The sequence below is a fragment of the Clostridium sp. MCC353 genome, from assembly GCF_018785315.1.
Lineage (GTDB): Bacteria > Bacillota > Clostridia > Lachnospirales > Lachnospiraceae > CHH4-2.
On the sequence record NZ_WQPN01000178.1, the window covers coordinates 46,808 to 66,965 of the forward strand.

The 20,158-nt window shown below is 47.0% G+C and carries 21 protein-coding genes; 6 read left to right on the plus strand and 15 right to left on the minus strand.

Annotated elements, in window-relative coordinates; translation table 11 throughout:
- Position 1 precedes the first annotated feature (1 nt).
- The 11 genes from GPL15_RS26710 to GPL15_RS26760 form a co-directional block, all read right to left on the minus strand.
- Entirely contained in the window at positions 2 to 1,996 is a 1,995-nt protein-coding gene (locus GPL15_RS26710; RefSeq protein ID WP_215701718.1) for a DUF4962 domain-containing protein, read from the minus strand.
- Positions 1,989 to 2,507: a hypothetical protein gene (locus GPL15_RS26715; RefSeq protein ID WP_215701719.1), complete on the minus strand. Its 519-nt coding sequence runs from the start codon at positions 2,505 to 2,507 to the stop codon at positions 1,989 to 1,991. Before GPL15_RS26715 ends, GPL15_RS26710 begins: the two co-directional genes overlap by 8 nt.
- A 15-nt stretch (positions 2,508 to 2,522) precedes the next feature.
- On the minus strand, positions 2,523 to 2,942 hold the full coding sequence (locus GPL15_RS26720) for a hypothetical protein (RefSeq protein ID WP_215701720.1): 420 nt from the start codon (positions 2,940 to 2,942) through the stop codon (positions 2,523 to 2,525).
- Positions 2,935 to 4,038: an ABC transporter ATP-binding protein gene (locus GPL15_RS26725; protein ID WP_215701781.1), complete on the minus strand. Its 1,104-nt coding sequence runs from the start codon at positions 4,036 to 4,038 to the stop codon at positions 2,935 to 2,937. The genes GPL15_RS26720 and GPL15_RS26725 overlap by 8 nt, the downstream gene beginning before the upstream one ends.
- Positions 4,039 to 4,042: 4 nt before the next feature.
- Complete coding sequence (locus GPL15_RS26730; RefSeq protein ID WP_215701721.1) at positions 4,043 to 4,504, minus strand: hypothetical protein; 462 nt, start codon at positions 4,502 to 4,504, stop codon at positions 4,043 to 4,045.
- Complete coding sequence (locus GPL15_RS26735) at positions 4,494 to 5,045, minus strand: hypothetical protein (protein WP_215701722.1); 552 nt, start codon at positions 5,043 to 5,045, stop codon at positions 4,494 to 4,496. Before GPL15_RS26735 ends, GPL15_RS26730 begins: the two co-directional genes overlap by 11 nt.
- A 64-nt stretch (positions 5,046 to 5,109) precedes the next feature.
- Positions 5,110 to 7,254, minus strand: coding sequence for a hypothetical protein (locus GPL15_RS26740; protein ID WP_215701723.1), 2,145 nt, complete (start codon positions 7,252 to 7,254; stop codon positions 5,110 to 5,112).
- A gap of 41 nt (positions 7,255 to 7,295) precedes the next feature.
- On the minus strand, positions 7,296 to 8,159 hold the full coding sequence (locus GPL15_RS26745; protein ID WP_215701724.1) for a carbohydrate ABC transporter permease: 864 nt from the start codon (positions 8,157 to 8,159) through the stop codon (positions 7,296 to 7,298).
- Positions 8,160 to 8,178: 19 nt separating this feature from the next.
- On the minus strand, positions 8,179 to 9,144 hold the full coding sequence (locus GPL15_RS26750) for an ABC transporter permease subunit (protein ID WP_215701725.1): 966 nt from the start codon (positions 9,142 to 9,144) through the stop codon (positions 8,179 to 8,181).
- On the minus strand, positions 9,125 to 9,700 hold the full coding sequence (locus GPL15_RS26755; protein WP_215701726.1) for a hypothetical protein: 576 nt from the start codon (positions 9,698 to 9,700) through the stop codon (positions 9,125 to 9,127). Before GPL15_RS26755 ends, GPL15_RS26750 begins: the two co-directional genes overlap by 20 nt.
- Before the next feature lie 307 nt (positions 9,701 to 10,007).
- Positions 10,008 to 10,763, minus strand: a complete 756-nt coding sequence (locus GPL15_RS26760; RefSeq protein ID WP_215701727.1) for an IclR family transcriptional regulator — start codon at positions 10,761 to 10,763, stop codon at positions 10,008 to 10,010.
- 313 nt (positions 10,764 to 11,076) lie between these two features.
- On the opposite strand from GPL15_RS26760, the gene GPL15_RS26765 reads away from it, so the two are divergent.
- The 4 genes from GPL15_RS26765 to GPL15_RS26780 all read left to right on the plus strand — a co-directional run bounded on the left by GPL15_RS26765 (position 11,077) and on the right by GPL15_RS26780 (position 12,998).
- A complete protein-coding gene (locus GPL15_RS26765) occupies positions 11,077 to 11,397 on the plus strand; it encodes a type II toxin-antitoxin system Phd/YefM family antitoxin (protein WP_252198650.1) in 321 nt (106 codons plus the stop codon).
- Positions 11,394 to 11,723 (plus strand): type II toxin-antitoxin system RelE/ParE family toxin, encoded by a 330-nt coding sequence (locus tag GPL15_RS26770; protein WP_215701729.1) that lies wholly within the window; start codon positions 11,394 to 11,396, stop codon positions 11,721 to 11,723. The genes GPL15_RS26765 and GPL15_RS26770 overlap by 4 nt, the downstream gene beginning before the upstream one ends.
- 175 nt (positions 11,724 to 11,898) lie before the next feature.
- Positions 11,899 to 12,069, plus strand: a complete 171-nt coding sequence (locus GPL15_RS26775; RefSeq protein ID WP_215701730.1) for a 4Fe-4S binding protein — start codon at positions 11,899 to 11,901, stop codon at positions 12,067 to 12,069.
- A gap of 209 nt (positions 12,070 to 12,278) precedes the next feature.
- Positions 12,279 to 12,998: a gamma-glutamyl-gamma-aminobutyrate hydrolase family protein gene (locus tag GPL15_RS26780; protein WP_215701731.1), complete on the plus strand. Its 720-nt coding sequence runs from the start codon at positions 12,279 to 12,281 to the stop codon at positions 12,996 to 12,998.
- A gap of 11 nt (positions 12,999 to 13,009) precedes the next feature.
- Here the strand turns inward: GPL15_RS26780 and GPL15_RS26785 are convergent, their stop codons facing one another.
- Positions 13,010 to 13,660: a helix-turn-helix domain-containing protein gene (locus GPL15_RS26785; RefSeq protein ID WP_215701732.1), complete on the minus strand. Its 651-nt coding sequence runs from the start codon at positions 13,658 to 13,660 to the stop codon at positions 13,010 to 13,012.
- A 254-nt stretch (positions 13,661 to 13,914) separates the two neighbouring features.
- On the opposite strand from GPL15_RS26785, the gene GPL15_RS26790 reads away from it, so the two are divergent.
- Positions 13,915 to 14,232, plus strand: a complete 318-nt coding sequence (locus GPL15_RS26790) for a hypothetical protein (RefSeq protein WP_215701733.1) — start codon at positions 13,915 to 13,917, stop codon at positions 14,230 to 14,232.
- Positions 14,233 to 14,495: 263 nt separating this feature from the next.
- Here GPL15_RS26790 and GPL15_RS26795 read toward each other — a convergent pair whose 3' ends face one another.
- Both GPL15_RS26795 and GPL15_RS26800 read right to left on the minus strand, forming a co-directional pair.
- A complete protein-coding gene (locus GPL15_RS26795) occupies positions 14,496 to 15,401 on the minus strand; it encodes a sugar phosphate nucleotidyltransferase (protein WP_215701734.1) in 906 nt (301 codons plus the stop codon).
- A gap of 71 nt (positions 15,402 to 15,472) precedes the next feature.
- On the minus strand, positions 15,473 to 17,686 hold the full coding sequence (locus GPL15_RS26800; protein ID WP_215701735.1) for a PSP family protein: 2,214 nt from the start codon (positions 17,684 to 17,686) through the stop codon (positions 15,473 to 15,475).
- Between the two features lie 255 nt (positions 17,687 to 17,941).
- Here GPL15_RS26800 and GPL15_RS26805 point away from each other — a divergent pair, with 255 nt between their 5' ends.
- A complete protein-coding gene (locus GPL15_RS26805) occupies positions 17,942 to 18,565 on the plus strand; it encodes an undecaprenyl diphosphate synthase family protein (RefSeq protein ID WP_215701736.1) in 624 nt (207 codons plus the stop codon).
- A gap of 114 nt (positions 18,566 to 18,679) precedes the next feature.
- Here GPL15_RS26805 and GPL15_RS26810 read toward each other — a convergent pair whose 3' ends face one another.
- Positions 18,680 to 20,131, minus strand: a complete 1,452-nt coding sequence (locus GPL15_RS26810; protein ID WP_215701737.1) for a sulfatase-like hydrolase/transferase — start codon at positions 20,129 to 20,131, stop codon at positions 18,680 to 18,682.
- Positions 20,132 to 20,158: the final 27 nt, after the last annotated feature.

The following is a 20,158-nucleotide window of genomic DNA, read 5'->3' on the forward strand; positions in this document are numbered from 1 at the left end:
TCTATGCCAGATACTCTTTTACAGCGCCCCCCTGGCCGCAGACCCGGATTCTGACCGGCGTCACGTCCTTATTGCTGTTTTCCGGAAATGGCCCCCAAGAGAAATCATACTTTTTGTCCCCATGTTTCACCGTCAGAACGCTGTCTGTCCACAAAACTTCCGTGTTTTCTTCCTCAAATGTGAAACATTCAAAGAAAATCTGCTCTTTTTCCATGGATGCGGATTCCATCGCTAAAGTCTTAATCGAGGTTTTACACACTTTATCCGGTTCCTGGGTTGTCATCACGCTGACCACCTCCTGGCCGTACTGCTTCGCTTTGATCTCTTTATCCGAGAATACCCGGTATGAGACCGTTCCCGTGTCCATGGGATAGCGGAAACTGTTTTTCTCCACTTCCTCCGCCTCCCGGTCCGTGTTGGAAATCAACTGATATCTGTGGGGCTTTTCACTCCTGCACACATCCGCAAAGACCCAGAAGGTCAGTCCGTCGGTGAAGAACAGCCTGCTGACTTCCTTCATTTCCAAGGCTTTCGGGTAGATTCCAGACGTTTCCCCGCGGTAGACCACCACAGAACCGTCCTCTTCCATGTGGGTAACCCTTCCTCCGTATTCCATCTCGTCAAAGGCTTCCCCTTCCTGTTCCATCCGCATTTTCACGCTTTTCACATATACATCGTTGACATCCGACGCATCGGTCAACAGGCCGTCGGCCAATATGACGTTGTGGTGATCCGGCATGATGTTCCGGTTATATCCGTCTTCACAGGTCAGGTATTCGCTGCCCCTGGCAAAGAGATAGGACAGGTTATCCGGATGATGGTGGGACAGGGAAAGGCAGTCAAGCCCCTCTTCCCGCAACAGTTTAAATCCGGTCATCCACTGCTTTTTCCCGCCCGGATATCCGCACTTGATGGTGAACACCTTGCTGTCACGGCTCCAGTTTTCACGGATGGAAAGCAGCCCCAGGTCCTCAAAATATCTCACTTTAGGAAGCAGGGACAAATCTTTTTCCTCCACTTCCGGGTCATACCATAAGAATTCAAACGCCGCTTCCGGCAGAATCCCCGGTTTAATCTTGCTGTTTGCCGCCTCTTCCATGAGAAATTCATCCGTAACCAGATTTCCGAAGGTCTGGGCAAATCCGTCGCCGTACTCCGCTGCCGTTTTATAGTAAACGCAGGCCGGATGTCCGCTGTAGCGGTCATGGGAATCCCCGAAATTGAGCTGCTGCTTCAAGTCCCCGCAGGACTGGTATAAACGGTAGTAAAATGTATTCTTCAAATAACTGCTGGTCTTGAAATAATCGGTCCCTTCCTGGATTTTCAGAAGATGGGCGTATACGAACAGCCACATCCCCCCGTACCTCCAGTAAGGCACCCCTTCATAATTGGAGCCGTCCTCCGCCAGATAGGAAAATACCCGGGCAAAGTTGTTCTTCGCCTCTTCGGTGTAAACCGATGCATTTTCATCCTCTCCGGCCAAAGCATAGCCCGCGGCCGCCAGGCCGGTCATGTTGATCCAGTTGTGGTTCTGGTAAAAGTTGGTGGACCAGCCTTTTCCATATGTATCCTTTTTGTATTCATAAATGATTCCGGCATGGCGGCTGATCTTTTGGGATACCCGGGCTCTCTCTTCCTCACTGAGGTCATTTTTCAGCCAGTCATATCCTAACGACAGGCCGAACAGAATCCAGGAAGCGGATAAATCCACATTTACCAAATGGGCGTTGCCCCATTTTTCATAGGATAAGACCGCATTCATAAACCGCTTCGCCTCTTTAAGATACCGCGCCTCACCGCTGAGACGGTAGGCCAGCGCCAGGTTCACAATGGCGATGCCCATATAAGTGGTGCTCTCCTTCGGATGGACATCCGGAAGAACCACCGTTTGATAGCGGTCCGCCTGTTCTAACAGCCGCTCATACTGTTTCTTTCTCTTTCCGGCGGTTTCCGCCAGATAAGGGGTCAAATCCCCGATAAAAACCAGTTTATTCATGATATTGTCCGCCTTTCTGCCTGGCCTCACGGACCGTATCCGCCAGCCCCGACAGCACATGGTAATAGAGTAAATATAATGTGGCAAATCCAAACGGTTCCCCCGGTATCAGGATGGTGTCCGCCGGAAGCCCTAAAATCTGATTCAAAAGCAGGTTAACTCCCTGGTAGGTCAGATACACAATTCCCACCACCAGCATATTTTTGAAAATCTCCGCCAGCCGAAACAGCGCGTTCTGCCACCCTTTCCGCTCATAATAGGCTTTGTTGGAAATCCTGCCTTTTTTTATAATGTCAAACATTCCATATGCAATAGGATTATAGATCACTATGGTCACCAGACCGATGCCCACTCCCAGGAAAAAGATCAGATCCACAGGGTCATGGAATACCCCGGCCTGGGTGCCGAAACCGATGAAAAAATAGCACATTCCGGCGATCCACCATCTGAGAAGCCCGGCTTTTACGTTATCCGTGAATAGTTTCTTCTTCTGTCCTGTTTGTCTGCCCATAGTCTCTCCATTCCTCTACCGATGTTTAATGAGATCAATTACCAGCAAAACGCATGAAATGAGATATACCGCGATCACGGCCATGCTGAAACCTGCCGCTTTGCTGACCGCCGCCGTTTCCAAAGACCTCTGGTTTGCTATGGCATAACGGTAAATGGATGTCAGATAACATCCGAATCCCGATGTCACAACACATAAGACTGCGGTAAACACCTTTTCCAGCATCCGTCCGCTCCTGATTCTGGTGGTCTCAAACATGGTGACCAGACCGAACAGGATGAATAAAAACATGCCGAAACCGCAGAGTTCATTTTCCAGCAAAAGCAGTGCTTTTACATGAATGCTGGTAAAAATCAATTGGGCAATGGAAATAACACGTATCATGAGATTGGCGATTGCCGTCAATTCTAAACCTTCTACTTTTTTTCTATTCATCTTTTCCACCCACTTTTGCATACAACACTAATTGAGTAGTTTCCTTATCAAAGAAATAGATGTTCTCCATTTCAAACTTTATGTAAACCTGTTGTTTCAATTCCTGTTCCGGCACATCCACCCGGCAGACCAGTTCCGATTCTCCGGCGCGCACATACAGAATGCAGTAATTTCCCAAAAACTCAACATTTTCAAGGTCCACAGTGATTACGTTCTCCCCGGGGCCTTCCGCTACGGAAAACTGCTCCGGCCTGATTCCCATAACCAGTTCCTTACCTCGATATTCTTTCAGCTTTTCCATCGCGTCAGGCGGCAGATTCAGCCGGTTTCCCTCGAACACAAAACCATCGGTTTCGATTTTCCCTTCCAAGAAATTCATCTGGGGAGAACCGATAAATCCGGCTACGAACATATTAGATGGTTCATAGTAGATCTCTTTTGGCGTTCCCACCTGCTGGATGATCCCGTCTTTCATGACCACCATCCGGTCCGCCATGGTCATGGCTTCCGTCTGGTCGTGGGTTACATAAATGGTGGTAACCCCCAGATCCCGCTGCAGCTTTACGATCTCAGCTCTGGTGCTGGTCCTCAATTTGGCGTCTAAGTTGGACAGAGGTTCGTCCATCAAAAAGACCTGAGGCTGTCTCACCACGGACCGGCCTAACGCAACCCTCTGCTTCTGGCCTCCCGACAACTGGCCCGGAAGACGTCTGAGCAAAGGTTTCAGACCCAGAATTCCCGACGCCTCCTGCACCTTATCATAGATTACAGTATCCTTCTCATGCCGCACCCTCAGGCTCATTCCCACGTTATCGTAGACCGTCATATTTCCGTATAAGGCGTAATCCTGGAACACAACGGCGATATCCCGCTCCACCGGCGGACATTTATTGATCACCTTTCCGTCCAGTATCAGTTCCCCGCCGGAAATGGCTTCCAGGCCCGCAATCATTCTGAGAACGGTGGATTTTCCGCAGCCGGACGGCCCAACAAACACGATAAACTCTCCATCGTTCACATCCAGATTAAAATCATGAACCGCATGGAACCCATTGGAGTATATTTTATTCACATTTTTAAACTGCAAGCTGCCCATCACATCACCTCATCTCCAGGCCTTCGCCCATACTCTCCAGTTTTTCCTGCAGCTTCTGCCTTCTGTCCGTCCTGCGGATGTTTGTAAGCCCCGCCGCGATCAGAAGACCTGTGCCCGCTGCATTGGCCGCCAGAATGATCATCTGCCTGCTGTACGGCTTCAGAATAAACGGCACAAACACAACCTGGCGCAGAACCATGTACGCTCCCAGGCCCAAAGCCACAAATGCCAGCTTTTTTTCATAGATATTCATCTTGACCGCGCAGGTGAACAAGGCAAACAGCATGACAATGTTGATCATAACGGCCGGCCCCATCCAGAAGCTGACTTCGATCACATCCAAAATGCTGATTACATAGACCAGTTCAGCCACAATCGCAAACAGGGTCAGCGAATACGATAATCCGTCTTTTTTATATAATGACACGTATGCCTTTTTTTCTTTTTCATCCATTTTACTGCTCATTTTCCATGCGCCCCTTCTTTTCATTTTTAACAAATGTCATGTGACTCACAGCCATTGCGATCCCAAAACCGACGCAGGCAACGATCTGCAGCAGGTAAATCAATAATCCGATCTGAAATGTGGTAAAATGTGGTTCATAATCTACTAATCCTTCCAGATTTAGATACTGGAAATCAAGAGTTCTGTAAAATGCCTGGACTGCCTGTATATTGGAAACAGCATATACAGCTCCCGCGCAGCAGGCCAAAAGTAAAGCTTCCATAACAATCAAGGCAAACCGGTCCGGCACCTTGCTGTAAATTTCAAGTAAAAATGAAAATAAAACGATAAGTATGCCGATCAGCGCCAGCAGGAATATCTGCCTGTTAAATGTCTGAAGTACGGAATCATGGAAAAATGAAATCTGGCTGTTCTGCTTTAACTTCAGGCCAAACAGATCCTTATACTCAGTCATGAAAACCAATGTAAAGATAAATACAACGACTGCCATTACCAGATATATCCCGGCAGTAATTTTCTGAGTTTTAAATATTTTCTGCATAATCAGCTCCCGCCTTTATCTAATAAGGGAGGAGGAAGAATCCCCCTCCCTCAAATTAATTGTATCAGTTGCCGGAAGTCATCACTTCATATGCGGCCTGATAAGTTTCTTTATAAAGTTCAAGGCCTCTCTTCTCAAACTCTGCAAGGTATTCCTCGTAATTCTGGGCTACCACAGCGCCGGAAGGAGCATTTCCTTTGGTTTTATAACGCACAACATTGAACATAAACTCTACAATATCCTGTGTATCCAGGGATGTGGATTCAGAAACCGCTTCCTTCTGTCTGGAGGTTAAGGAGAATACAGGCGGAATCATCTTGTAGTAATTTGGATTATCCCCTTTCAGGCCTTCTCCCGCATAGGTTGCGAAATTGGTTGTGGAACCCTGAAGCAGCGCCCATCCGTCGAATCCTCTTTCTGAGGTATACTGGTACTCAAATCCGATTTCCTTCTGGTATCCGATTGGCATCAGACAGCCCATCCAGTCTCTGAGGAAGGTGGATAAATCGCCCTTGGCAACCGCTCCTGCGGTCTCAACCACCCAAGGAGTGAACTTAGGATACTGGATTCCGTCAGGACCTTGGTATTTCTCACCCTCTTCCAGGGTCATCGGAAGGCCGTAATTCTGAACAACAGCGCCCTCTTCTGTGAAGAAGTAATCCATCACCGCACATGCTCTCTGAACCTGCTCATCGGTAGAACCGGCTACGGAAATCGCCCATCCGTCAGGCTTAATCGCTCTTCCGTTGTCGATGTAATACTGCCATACGCCGTTCACTTTCGCTACAGGAGGAAGAATAACAACCGTATCCTTATTCAGGGAATCTGATGTGGAAGAAGCGATCCAGTCATATGTCATAAATCCAAAGGAAGGAGCGTCGCCTTCATCTGTTCCCCATAAAGTAGAACGGAAATTGGTCTTATCCGTCAGTTCATAGCAGTCGGAATAGATCAGCCCCTCTGCTTCCATATCGGATAAGTAGCAGAGCACATTGTAAATATCTTCTTCTGAGTAGGTATACTGAACTTTTCCATCTCCGTCGATGTACCATCTGGAAAGATAGGAGTCAGCGCCATGGGCTTTAATTCCGCCAAAGTAGGTGGAAAGCCTGATCAGGTCTTCACGGTAGCTGGACTGTCTTACGAACAGAGGCCATACCGCTTCTGCTTTTCCGTCGGTCAGCAGTGTTGGATTCGCTTTGATACAGCGCATTAAAGCGATCATCTCATCGATATCATAAGCAGCTTTTTCTCCCAGGAACAGTTCAGACGGGTTATCATAGTCATAGTTGTCTTTGATGTACTGGATCAGCGCTCCGGTAAGAGTTTCACCGTTCTTCACATCCAGCCCGTTCTGAATCTCGATGATGCTCTGGTCAGTCTTTTTCACCACATCAACGCCTTTTTTCGGAGTAACCGTTCCGCCGTTATCGCCGGTTCTCTTGTTGTCCCCAACATAAAAGCCATTGTAATGAACGGTAAAGTCAGCCTTGTCATAAGCAGCGCTTTCGTCATCCAGAAGTTTTGTCACCCAGGCTTCCCTGATGTTAAATGTTCTTGCAAACTGGTTTAATTCAGCGATATAAGGAACATGGTAAATGCTTCCGTCATAAGCGGTAATCGCAGATTTCACTGCCGGATTCGCATCCAGATACGCCTTGAAATTAGGCATGAATCCCTCTTCCATCTTCTCAGACAGATTCACAAATTTGCCTTCTGTTCCATAGAACATGAGACGTTCCGCAACGGATTCGCCGCCAAATATATTGGCTCCCGAAAAGTTTGAGGTGGATTCCGTCTGAATCATATCTGAAGCTTTAATATCCTGTACCGTCACGTCAGTAAACTTGCTGTTTAACTCTTTTTCCACATAGGACCACATAGGTTTTAACATTCCCGCAGATACCACAGTTCCGTCCGGAAGGGTCAGCGGAGATTCCTGGTTATAAGTCATGGTCCTGGATTTATTGCCCAGAGCAAAGTTGAACTTGAGTTCTACCGTATTCGTAAGATCCGGTCCGGTTTTCTCCTCCCCTTTTGTTTCCTCAGCTCCCCCAGCCGCCTCGGTGGTGGCCTTTGGGGCCTCAGTTGTGCTCTGCTGTGATGCCTGCTGGGACGCCGCCTGGTCTACAACCGACGATCCGCACCCCGTCAATGCTGACGCTGCCATTACAGCCGCCATCAGACAGCTTATTGCTTTCTTTCTCATAAAATAACTTCCTCCTTCTGCCTTATCAGGCTATATTGCATTTATCCTTTTACCCCGCCCATGTTAACACCTTTTGCAAAGTATTTCTGAATGTACGGGTAAATGACCAGTACTGGTACAATCGAACAGATGATAATCGCATAGGCTAAACTGTCCGCCGAATAGGACAGGTTCACAGGCGATTCATCATATAATTTCTGGTAGTTCTCAATCAACTGCCTCAAATACACCTGCAGAGGCTGTTCATAGGGATCCGCCAAAAGCATTCTGGACCAGTAATACGCGTTCCAGCGGGAAATCGCATAGAACAAGGTTACGGTCGCGATGCTGGCAGTTGACATCGGTATGTAAATCTTTCCAAACAACTGGAATTCATTGGCCCCGTCCACAATGGCCGCCTCTTCAATCTCCTTAGGAATACTGCTGAAATAGTTTCTCAGAAGAATGATGTTGTAAGCCTGGACGCCGAAGGCCACCACCATGCCCCAGCGGTTGTCAACGCCCATGTTCTTGTAGTTCAGGTACAGGGGGATCATGCCCGCGCTGAACCACATGGTAAATACTAAAAGGAAATTCCACTGTCTTCTGAATACCAGTTTGGACTTCTGAAGGGCATAGGCGCCTGTCAGTGAAATCCCCATACTCCACGCCGTTCCCAATACCGTATAAAATAGAGTATTGGTATAAGCGATCCAGAATCCTTTATTATGAAGCACCATATCATACGCCTGGAATGTCACATCCTTTGGGAGAAGGACAATCTGGCCGCTCTCATACGCCACCTTGCCGCTGATGGATACGCTGAACGCGTACAGCACCGGATACAGGGCAAGCAGAGCGAAGATAATAACCATGGTATAAGAAAATACTTTAAATATCTTTTCGCTTCTATCTAACCGTTCCATCTTTTCACCCTTTCTTTTTCTACCATAATGATGTATCCGATATGTTCCGGCTTATGGTATTGGCCCCGATTACCAGGGCAAATGCAATCAGCGAGTTAAACAGGCTGACCGCCGCCCCCACGCCGTAATTGCCCGAAAGAATACCGATTCTCTGTTCAAAAGTGGAAAGCACATCCGCGGTTACATAGATGTTGGCGTTATACAAAAGCAGAACTCGTTCATATCCGATGGTGAGCATATTTCCAATTCTCATGATGATCATGATTATCAGGGTCGGCGCCATGCCCGGGAATGTGACAAAACGGATTTCCTGGAACTTGTTGCCTCCATCCACCTTCAAAGCTTCATAAAGGGAAGGTGAAATTCCCATGATCGCCGCGAAATAAACAATGGAATTGTATCCGCTCTCCTTCCAGATTCCCACCAGGATGTAGAGAGGCCGGAAATAATTGGCCTTCTGAAGCATGGACGCCCCCGGCTCAATGAGCCCCAGCTGCTGGAACAGGGATGCGATAACGCCGCTGGAACGCACTCCGCTGTACACCAGCATCAGCGTGATGCCCGTAATCGTAACTTCTGAAAGGAAATGGGGCAGGTATGTAGCAGTCTGGGTCAATTTCCTGACCGTCTCATTGCCTATCTCCGCAAACAGCAGAGCCAGGATAATGGGCACCGGAAACCCGAAAATCAGGCTGTAGGCGCTTATGATAAATGTGTTCCTGAACGCCTGCCAGAACTCCACCTTGTTCACTCCTGTTACCAGATTGATGAAGTTGTCAATTCCCTTAAACTCACTTCCCCACACGCCGAACTGTGGATCAAACCGCTTAAATGCGATCAGCAGGCCTCCCATCGGTTTATAGGCCCATACGGCAAACCACAGAATCAGCGGCAGCAAAAGCACGTACAGCCGCCAATCCTTTATCACCGCTTTCCAAATCTGTTTGGTATGCGGCTTTCGCATCTCAATCTCTGTATTTTTCATTCTGTTCTCCTTCCCCCTGAATAAAATAATTTCTCATATCGCAGATCAGGCCCTTGCGCATTCTCAAAACCAGACATACGATTAAATCAATCACAGTAATCAAAAATGTGGCTCCAAAGTAATCAACCGCCCCTGTCACTTCCCCGGTCAGGAAAAAGATCACAATCCCCTTTCCCGCAGAGAGGCAGATATGGGAGACCAGCACATACAGCATCAGGAACACCGGGCTTTCTGCAATGTCGTCCCGGTTTCTTTTTCCATACAGCAGCATGGGGATTCCCAAAAATGCATTGGCCAGAACATAAAACATAATTCCGCCGAAAACATTCATATCCGAAAACATAATTCCGGGGATACCCCCGATCATACCAACAACCGCTCCCACGGCTCCCCACCGTATCATTGCAATCAGGCTGACTGCAATGGTGAAGCTGAAGTAAAAGTCGCTGCTCCACACACTCAAAAGCCCGCTTCCCATAAGTTCGGAAATGGCGGCCAATACCGACAGCAGCGCTAAATCAAACCATTGATACTGGTAAATTCTTCCTTTATCCATATATATGAACTCCGTTCATGGTTTAAATTAATTTTTAAAGACCCATTTGATTCAGGTCTATAAAAATATCCGCGTCACTAAAGTTCTTAATTATGAACCAAGTTCATAATATATGTATAGTATATACCCGCGTTAACTACTTGTCAATATTTCTTGTGCAAATTTATCCATTATTTTTTTCATATCCCTCTTGATACCATAAAACTGCCTATATAAACTGCTCATATAAACTTCCCATATAAACTGCTCATAAAAATCAGCCCATAAAAACCCGACTGTACAATCCCGCCTGTACAATCCCGTCATCTTACGGTTTTTGGAAATATCCCAGGTTCCTTGATATCTGAAGCGCAGCCTCCTTCAAATCTTCCGCCACCTTTTCATCATCCAGGTTCTCATTATAGATATCAGACAGAGAGACAGCGGCAATCACTTCACCGTTATAATTAAAAATAGGAGCGCCGCAGCAGCTTGTAATATCCTCCAGCTCGCGCACGTCCAGAGAATACCCCCTCATTTTTGTCCGCTCAATCTCTTCCAAAAAGCGTTCTTTCGATGTGATCGTATAGTTTGTCAGCGCCTTAAACTCAATCTTATCCACCAGGGCAGTCCGCTCTTCTTCCGGCAGAAATGCAATGATCGCCTTTCCCAGAGAGGTGGCGTAAGCATCTTTCCTGGTTCCCAGGGCACAGGAAGCCAATTTTGCATTCTGGGCTACATATTTATATACATACACGATCTTAGTCCCGTTCAGCACCGCCACAAATGCAGTCTTGTTATACTTCTCTGCAATCGGCGGAATATAGACGCCGCACTGTTCAATCAAGCTCATATCGTTGACATACTTCATGCCCAGGGAATACGTTTCGATGCCAAGGCAGTACTTCTTGTTATTATTCTTAACGGTCGATATATAATTCAGCTCCAATAGCGTCTGAACAATCACAAACGCGCTGCTCTTTGCCATCCCCATCTCATTGGCAATCTCCTGTAACGTAATCCCTTCCTTGCAGTCCGCAATTAACTGCAAAATCGCAAATGTTCGTTCCACTGTTCTGTTCATTCTTTGTCCCCCGCGGTTTATATATATAAACCAGATTCATGTTTATTATGTTTTAATTTTATTGCGTTCTCAGTATTCTGTCAATCTTTTTCAGATTTTCTTTCCGGCCCCCTGTTCCGCTACGCTGCTGTTCACCTCGACACAGATATTTTCCCGGATGGCAGGTAAAAAAGAGCTGTTTATTTTACTGTTATAATAAGTAGATCAGCCATCTGAACTGTTAGCAAAAAAATAAAATAAGCAGTATTTATATCAGTAAATAAGTTGACTTTTTTACTGATATTTCGTATACTGTAGTAAAGAGGTGATGATTATGAGTATTAGAAGTGTGATCGAAAACACAATCCCCATTTCCTTGTTCAACCGCGGATTAGCCGGGAAAATCTTTGAGGAAGTAAAACGCCATGGCGCCAAAGTTGTGATGAAAAACAACTCCCCGGAATGTGTCCTCCTTTCTCCTGAAGAATACATCCGACTTCTGGATGAGGTTAACGATGCAAGGCTTTTAGCCGCTGCAGCACAACGTATGTCCACGTTCAATCCCTCCACTGTTATCTCCCAGGAACAGGTGGATCGGGAATTTGGATTCAGCCCTGCCGACTATGAAGAAACGGATGACATTGAATTTGAATGAGCTGGGATGTCAAATACCTTCCTGAAGCCCTTGAAGACCTCCGCAGGCTGGATGGCAGCCAGAAAATCCTGATTCGGAAAGCGATTCAGAAAGTCTGTACAAATCCATTGCCGGAAAGCGAAGGCGGCTACGGAAAACTCCTGGGGAACAAAAATAACACCAATCTCTCCGGCTTTTTAAAAATTAAGCTGCGAGGCGCCGGACTTCGTATTGTCTACCATCTCATCCGGCATGACGATGAGATGCTGGTTATCGTAATCGGCGCACGGGAAGACGATGAAGTCTATGAGATCGCACAAAAACGTATTCTTAAACATGATTTATAGGTAACCGTTCAGACAGGCCCGAACTGTTACATTTATAGTAATATTTTAAGAAGCATTGTCTTCAAAAACATTGTACATAAACAGGTACATGATAAACAGGATTTTCCACTTGAATATTTCTTGTTTATAGTATAAAATAAACACAAATGTATAGAATATAAGGAGGTAATTTATTATGGCATATGTAATTAGTGATTCTTGCGTTAGCTGTGGTGCTTGCGCTGGCGAATGTCCAGTAAGCGCTATTTCTGAAGGAGATGGACAGTACGTTATCGATGCTGATACCTGTATCGACTGCGGTACTTGTGCAGCTACATGCCCAACAGGCGCTATTAGCGAGGGCTAATGGGATTTTAGAATACATAGATGCCTCTTCCATACAGGGAGAGGCATCTATTTTTTTGACAGACATGCTGTTTCGCTCTGGCGTACATCCCTATGTCTTCATGCCCTTGCATACATAAGCGTCAATGAAACTTTCACAGAGAAATTCCATATAATATCATGGTAACCGTTCTGAACAGTTACATATCATGAAGAAATGAGGTTATTCATATGGCAGTAAAACCAATTATCGGCATCACGCCTTCCCATGATACGGCCAAAGATGATTTGACCATGCGTCCCACCTACCTGAGGGCGGTTAAGGATGCCGGAGCGATCCCCCTTGTTTTTCCTTTAGAAGCGTCTGATGAGGATTTAGACCAGCTTCTCGGCCTTGTGGACGGAGTTCTTTTTACCGGCGGTCCCGATGTCCACCCCTCCTATTTCGGAGAACCGACACACTTAAACTGCGGCGATGTATCTCCGCTGAGGGATAAATTGGAATTAGCCCTCCTTCCCAAAGTGCTGAATGCAAAAAAGCCGGTCCTCGGCATCTGCCGCGGAATCCAGCTTTTAAACATCGGTTTAGGCGGAACCATTTATCAGGACATTCCCAGCCAGACTTCACCGGAATTCCCAATTGCCCACCGCCAGCCATTTTACTACACCAATTATTCCCACTCAGTTTCCGTTGAAAAGGGATCTTTACTGGCTTCTATCTGCGGCAGCGATGAAATTCAGGTAAACAGCATGCATCACCAGGCCATTAAAGATACCGCCCCCTCCCTCACCGTGACCGGATATGCCCCCGACGGGCTGATCGAGGCTGTAGAGATGAAAGATTACCCCTATTTTGTGGCGGTCCAATGGCATCCTGAGTATTTATACCCATTCAATGAAGCGGCAAAAAACCTGTTCAATTCCTTCGTGGACGCATGCCGTAAAAGCTGATCTGAGTTTCCTCAAATCAGCTTTTTTATATTCCGTCCAAAGCGTTTTTTCTTAAAAAATGGAATCTTGGAAGCGGCCGCTTCACTGCGTCCACGGTTGTCCTTCTGATAGGTGCGGATGATTTCGTCCAACTGTTTGAAACGCTCGTCCTCTTTCTCGTCCTTCACCCGCATCAGATATTCCAGCTCTTTTAAAACCTTATCCCCCACCATGCAGCTCACGTCCTGGGAAAGCTTCTCATTATTGGCTTCTATGGCCCGTCCGATTACCTGGTTCATAATCTGCTGGAACTGTTCCATTTTTTCCTCTGCCGTCATGCTCTGAAGGCCGCCTTCGCCCGGGGCGCTGAGGCTTGTCTCCATTGCGGTCTCTTTTAACACCTCCGTCATATCCTGTTCCAATAAATCGTCAGTGATCTGACTATCTTTATGCTCGTCCATAATCCGGTCAAGAGCAGTTTTAATCGCTTTCAGTTGATATCCTTTTTCTTTCAGCTCCTTGATCTGGCGGAACAGGCGAATATGTAATTCCGTATAATAGCGGTGTCCCATATCATTTCTCGGAATCTCAAGTCCTAATTCATCTTCCCAGTAACGAAGCACGTGCGCCTCTACATCCACTTTTTTTGATGCATCCGATATTAAATAATGTATCTCATCCATAGCTAATCCTCTCCTCTTGCTCCTATCCAGATGGCAAAAATGATCATTACCACTGAAATATACTTGTTTACTTATATCATATGCCTTGATAATTAAGATTATGCTGAAAACATTACTTAATTTCATAATTTTTTTGTGTCATTGGCAAATTGACTTTTCTTCCGCCAAACTTTAAAATTTCTGTTAACAGCACAGGATGGCATAATAGTATTATCAGCACGCCGTATGAACGGCAGAATAAGAGGAGAATTATTATGATCAGAACTTTTGCAAAATGCGGAAACACCATGGAAAGAATACACTTCCTCCAATCTTTGAAGGAAGAAGAATATACGCTGGATGACCTTCACAATCTCTGTGATATCATGTCTTTCGAAGCCGGCGCTTTAGCCAAAGAATCGCTCAAAAAGGCCATGATTGATGAACTGAAGGCGAGAATTGTCGCCGAGGGATATGAGGCAGAGAAAATAAGCCGCAGGATCAGCGGTTTGGATGAGGAATTACCATATGTCAAAACAGGAATTCAGCAGTTAAATCCTGATCTGATGTTGATTCCCAACAGCAGCTTTTAAGCAGAAGCTGCCGCACCAGATCAAGAAAGAATCCCGCTCGCGGGATTCTCCGCCTGCGGCGGGTCGCTTCAGCGACATAATTCCCCGCCGCCGTAGTGCGATCCTGCCCGGAGGGCTTTTTTATTTCATAGGATGAACTTTCCTATGAAATGAAAAAGCGGGTGCCGCACCAAATGACCGGTGCGGCACCCACTTTATATTATTCATGTTCTAACAGGGAGTTATCTGCTCCGCTTCGGCCTCTCCGGCCATTTAAACACGCCTTAGTAAACTCCATCCGCTATCAATTTCTTAATGGCATTTACCACTGCTTCTTTATCTTCTTTATAAGTGACGCCAAACCACTTATCCAAAGTTTCCAGCACTGCTACCTTGGCACGGCCTGATTTTACCATTCCGTCGATGATGCTGGGGAGGAGATACTCTGATTTCAAATCGCCCTCCTTCTGGTTGTCCAGAAATTCCTTAAAACCGTCTTCCAGTTCATCTAAAAACTTAGGCGGAAGGCCCCACATGTTCATGGACACATGCTGGTTGGGGCTGATTAAAACAGGATTGCCGTCCACATCCGTTGCGAACAGGCCATTGCCCTTCATCTCGATATTGTAGGTTTCCGTAACATCCTTTAAGCTGCCGTCCTCGTTAAGCACACACACGCCTCTGGTTACACCGCCATTTTCACTCAGGGTATTGGATAAAATGAATCCGCCCATGCAGATATCATAGATCTCACTGTCCACATCCATCTCCTGGGAAAGATACTGATGAATCTTCTTAAACCCTTCTTTACCATAATAGTCATCCGCGTTAATCACTAAAAATGGTTCCTTAACCACGCCTTTCACGCAGAGGACTGCCTGTCCGGTTCCCCATGGTTTGGTTCTTCCTTCCGGTTTTTTATAACCGTTTGGCAGGTCGTCCAACTCCTGGAACACATACTCAACGGAAGCGATCTTCTCGATTCTCTGTCCGATAATCTCCTTAAAATCTTTTTCCAAGTCCTTACGGATTATAAACACAATTTTATTAAATCCTGCCTCCAGCGCGTCATGGATGGAATAGTCCATAATGATCTCACCATTTGGTCCCACCGGCTCCAATTGCTTGATGCCGCCGCCAAACCTGCTGCCGATTCCGGCTGCCATAATTACCAATGCCGTATCTTTCATAATCACCGTTCTCCTGTATTCATTTAATCTGAATACAATATAGCATAACCGGTGTAAAAAATCAAACTCCCCTATGGCTCATGTCCGAAAAAAGTCATTAATTCGTCAAACTCCATGGGGGCCGGAGCATTCTCATAGGCGTCCCAAAGACGGCCCGCCAGCCGCTCCCAGACATCCTGGCTCACCTCCACATCCCGGCAGCCATCTGCGCTTACGTAATAATACGTTTTGTATTCGTTCCTGGTGTCATCCCATTGGCTTCTGTTTTCAAAACCTGCCGATTCCCAGTTTCCGTTCCTGTCCTCAAAAGAGTAAAAATACATGTCCTTGTTGGCAATACATGGGTTGTGGGCGTAGATCTGTCCCGCCCCCATCAGATAGGTATAGCTGCTGTTGCCATAATCCAGATACAGGCAGACCCGGTCTTCCTCCGGTATATATTTAAATCCGTAAACGCCCATATACCGTACCATCAATTCAGGGAATCCGTCCCCTTCATAATCCATATAATAATATCTGGAATCCTGTTTTAATACCTGAGACAGAAATGTTTTCTCATCCAGATAATCCATATTCAGGACATAAGGGTAATAAAGCTCCTCGTACTCCAATGATCTGAATTTCCTGCAAAACACCGGCCTCTGACCAGTGACCGCTTGATAAAACGCTTCCCTGTATTTCTTGTCCGCCTCGGAATCTATGAAAGAAGGCTCCAATGGGTACTCTCTTATGCTGAAATCCATATTTTCTATGGTTTCACAGACCCGGCGGCGGATTTCCTCCGAATCTGCACTGTCCTCCCGGGCGTGGTTTCCCTGGGGCTCATTCTCGTGTGCCTGGTCCCCTTGGGCCTGGTTCTCCTGGCCCTGGTTCCCCTGGCCCTGGTTCCCCTGGCCCTGATTCCCCTGGCCCTGATTCCCCTCCTCATACCCATCATACCCGGATTCATCCCCTTCGCCTTCCTCACCGTTAGCCAGGAACCGGGAATCTGCAATATACAAATCCTGCGTACTTTCGCTCCATTTCAGGATCGTACATGCGCTGCCCAGACTGTCGGCTCTTCCCCATAGGTATGAATACTGGGCCATCATAATTTCATATACCCCGTCCCCATCCGTATCCACAGGCTTGAAGATAAAGAAACAGGGATCCGGGTCCAGCAAATCCGCCTGGTTGCGTTCCCGGCCTTTGCCTGTAAGATTCCCATCCTCATCATAATAAGGGCTGTCCTTTAAATCACTGTGTACAAATGACGTCTGTGAGCCGGTATATCCGTTATTCACGGTGCAGACATAATCTTCCGACATATGAAGGCCAAAACCCGTATCAAATATTTGGCCTGTTTCATCATCCGGATTCCTAAACAGCGTTTTAAGGGCATTCTCTTCATCCAGTTGATAAACCGCCGACTGATAAAAACCAGCCCCTCCGGTTATGCTGACACAGTGATTGGCCAATATCTCCTCCACTCCATCCCCTGTAATATCCGCCAGAAAGTACTCATCTTCATAAGAACCTTCACTCATCCCCCTGGCATAAATACTGCCGCCGGTACAGACTGCAATCACAGGGATACCGCAGATAGGGCTGTCTAAAAACATAGCTCTGAGGCAGACGATATCCACATCTTTTCCCTCTGCTGTCCTCATTTTCATCTCCCTGGCTGTCTCTATAAAAGGGATTGTGGATTCGTCATACCCCAGGGCTTCTGCCGCTGCTGCCTTTATAGGATCATGACCCGTAAATGTCTCCTGCGGCGTATACATGGTGGAGATAAATTTTAATATCATACCGTCATCCGGCCAGACCACGAGGTAAGTCTGGGAGCCGGGACGTTTATAATATACCGCATCTTTCGGAATCTCCCATGTAAAAGACGAGGTCTGCAAATCCTCCCACCACCGGCTGTCAACCTGCCCGGGCAGTATTTTCTTCATGCCCTCTGTCCACAAAGGGATATCTTTCTCCTCTACTTGCAGCGCAGCCCGGATCTCCCAGTCCGATGGCCCGGGAACCATTCCCCGGGAATTGTCCTGATAAACAATATGATACTCCGCCTCCGTTACATCAGAAGGCATATCCATATATTTCCGAAGAAACCCCAGCTTTTCATCCTTGTTTTCAAACTCTGTGCTCCTGGTGTCTGTGGTATAGCTGTCCTGTTCTGCCGACAGGCGCTGCCGGTCAGTCCCGGCAGCGCCTGTTGAATGGCCGTCTCCGCATGCCTGGGAGAGGAAAGCTAAAACCAGCATTGCACCGAGCAGCCAAATATTACGTTTCCGCATATCCGTCCCTTTCTATGATCTGCCGTTTTCTTTTATCATACCATAAAATGGGAAAGGGCTGGGATATTTTCATAGTTGGGATGGTTTTACGGATCCAGCGTCCCATCTGGCAGAAAAAATGCCCCCTGTAGATTCATATATAGCTTTTATCTAAAATATCTCTTCTCTGGTTTATCCCTCTCCAAATCTGTCAATACTTGCTAAAAGACAAATACATCAATCACCAGCCGGGCGCACCGGCTGACTGGAGGTAATATGCGGCTGCCAAAACATATTGGAATCATCCCGGACGGAAACCGCCGGTGGGCACTGGAAAAACACATGGAAAAAGAGGATGGATATATCCACGGGATCGCACCGGGTATGGATCTGTACCGCATGTGCAGGGATATGGGAATTGAAGAAATGACTTTTTACGGCTTTACGGTAGATAACACAAAGCGTCCGTCCAGACAGAGGATCGCATTTTCAAATGCCTGTATCGACGCGGTAAAAGTACTGTCGGAAGAACACGCCGAACTGCTGGTGCTGGGAAATACCAATTCTCCCATGTTTCCCGAAGCCCTGCTGCCTTATACCACGCGGCACACGTTCGGTAAAGGCGGTATGAAAATCAATTTTCTGATCAACTATAGCTGGGAATGGGACCTGGGCTATCATAACGGGGAACTGGGAACCGCCCTTCGTTCCCGGGACGTATCCAGAATCGACCTGGTCATCCGCTGGGGCGGCCGCAGAAGGCTGTCCGGTTTTCTGCCCATTCAGTCTGTGTATGCGGATATGTATGTGGTAGACGATTACTGGCCCGACTTCACACCTAAGCATGTGGAGGATGCGTTGGCATGGTATGCGAAACAGGATGTTACGCTAGGCGGATAACATGGCATGTGAAATAGAGCATGAGGCTGTAGATTGCTTTCACATACAAAATAGAACGAAAAAGCAGAGAACCGCACGGCCTCTGCTTTTTTATATCTCCAATTTACAAAAATACTATAATATATAATTATCTCCTTCTTTAGCAGGCCACTCCATCACCGGCTCCCAGCCTGTGATTCCCACCCATTCTTTCAGAATTTCGTATTCCAGGGCGGCAAATTCCCAGTGTTTTCTGGCCTTTTCCGGATTCCACCATCTCAACAGTTCCCTTTGAAGGGCATGGACGGTTCCCGCATAGCGGGGATCATTTCCAAGATCATGCAGTTCTTCCGGGTCTTTTTCCATATCGTAAAGCTGTAGGGAATCGTAACCATAATGCATGATCAGTTTATAAGCCCCCATCCGCAGCATGGCCGATGGATTATCCCCCTTATTGTCCTCCAAAAACGAGAGTATGGGACGCGCCATCGGTTCCTCTCCTGTTTTCAGACTGTTTAAAAGGCTCATTCCGTCCATCTCCGGCAATGGTTTGGCTCCTCCCAGTTCCAGCAGAGTTGGCGCTAAATCCACCAGCCCCACAGGGGTTTTTAACCTGCGGTTTTCCTGAAAATGCCCCGGATAAGAGAATATCATGGGAATCCTGGCAGAACCTTCGTAGAAATTGGTTTTCCAGTAAATCCCGTGATCCCCCAGGCAGTCTCCATGATCCGATCCGTAGATGATTACCGTATTGCCGGTTCCTATGGTACTGTCTATGGCATCCAGTATTCTGCCGACGTTTTCGTCCATAATCGAAACCATGGCATAATACGCCGCCCTGACCTTTCTGAGCTCCTCTACAGTCACATCGCCTACATTCCGGAGTTCAATCCATTTCTGAAGCGCCGGATGGAGTTCCCGGATATGGAATGAGGACGGGTCCGCCACAGGAAGAATCTCATAATAATAGTCATACCAGTTCTCATATGCCACATATGGGCAATGGGGGGCGTAAAAACCGACAACCATGAAAAGCGGCCTTTTATCCTTCCTGCCTGCCAGAAATTCACAAGCCGCGTCCGTCACTCCGGCATCGAATTTCAGGACCGAGGAACACCCTTTCCCCGCTTGTTCAATGGCCACTCTCGCCTGATAGGAAGCCCCCTTCAGAGGGCCGTACATGCGCTGTTCATTATCCACCCCCGGATAACTGGTGGTAATGTCCCCCACCAGACGTTTCTCAAACCCATGTTTCTGATCATATCCCAAAAAATGCATCCTTCCAGCCAAAACCGTCTCATAACCTGCATTTGTCATCCCGTGGGCCACAGTGACCTGGTCGGAAGGCAGCATCTGCATGTTGTTAAAGATTCCTGTATGGGTCGGAAGACGGCCAGTCAGCATAGAACTTCTGCTGGGCACACAGAGCGGAGAATTGCAGTAACCATTCTGTAATATTACCCCCTTTTGGGCCAAACGGTCCAGATTAGGGGTTTTCACATAAGGATCCCCCATAAAACCAGCTACCGAATAATTATGCTGGTCCGACAACAGATATATAATATTAGGCTTTTCGGCCTTTTGCATACATTCCTCCAATCTGAAGCGTTTAAA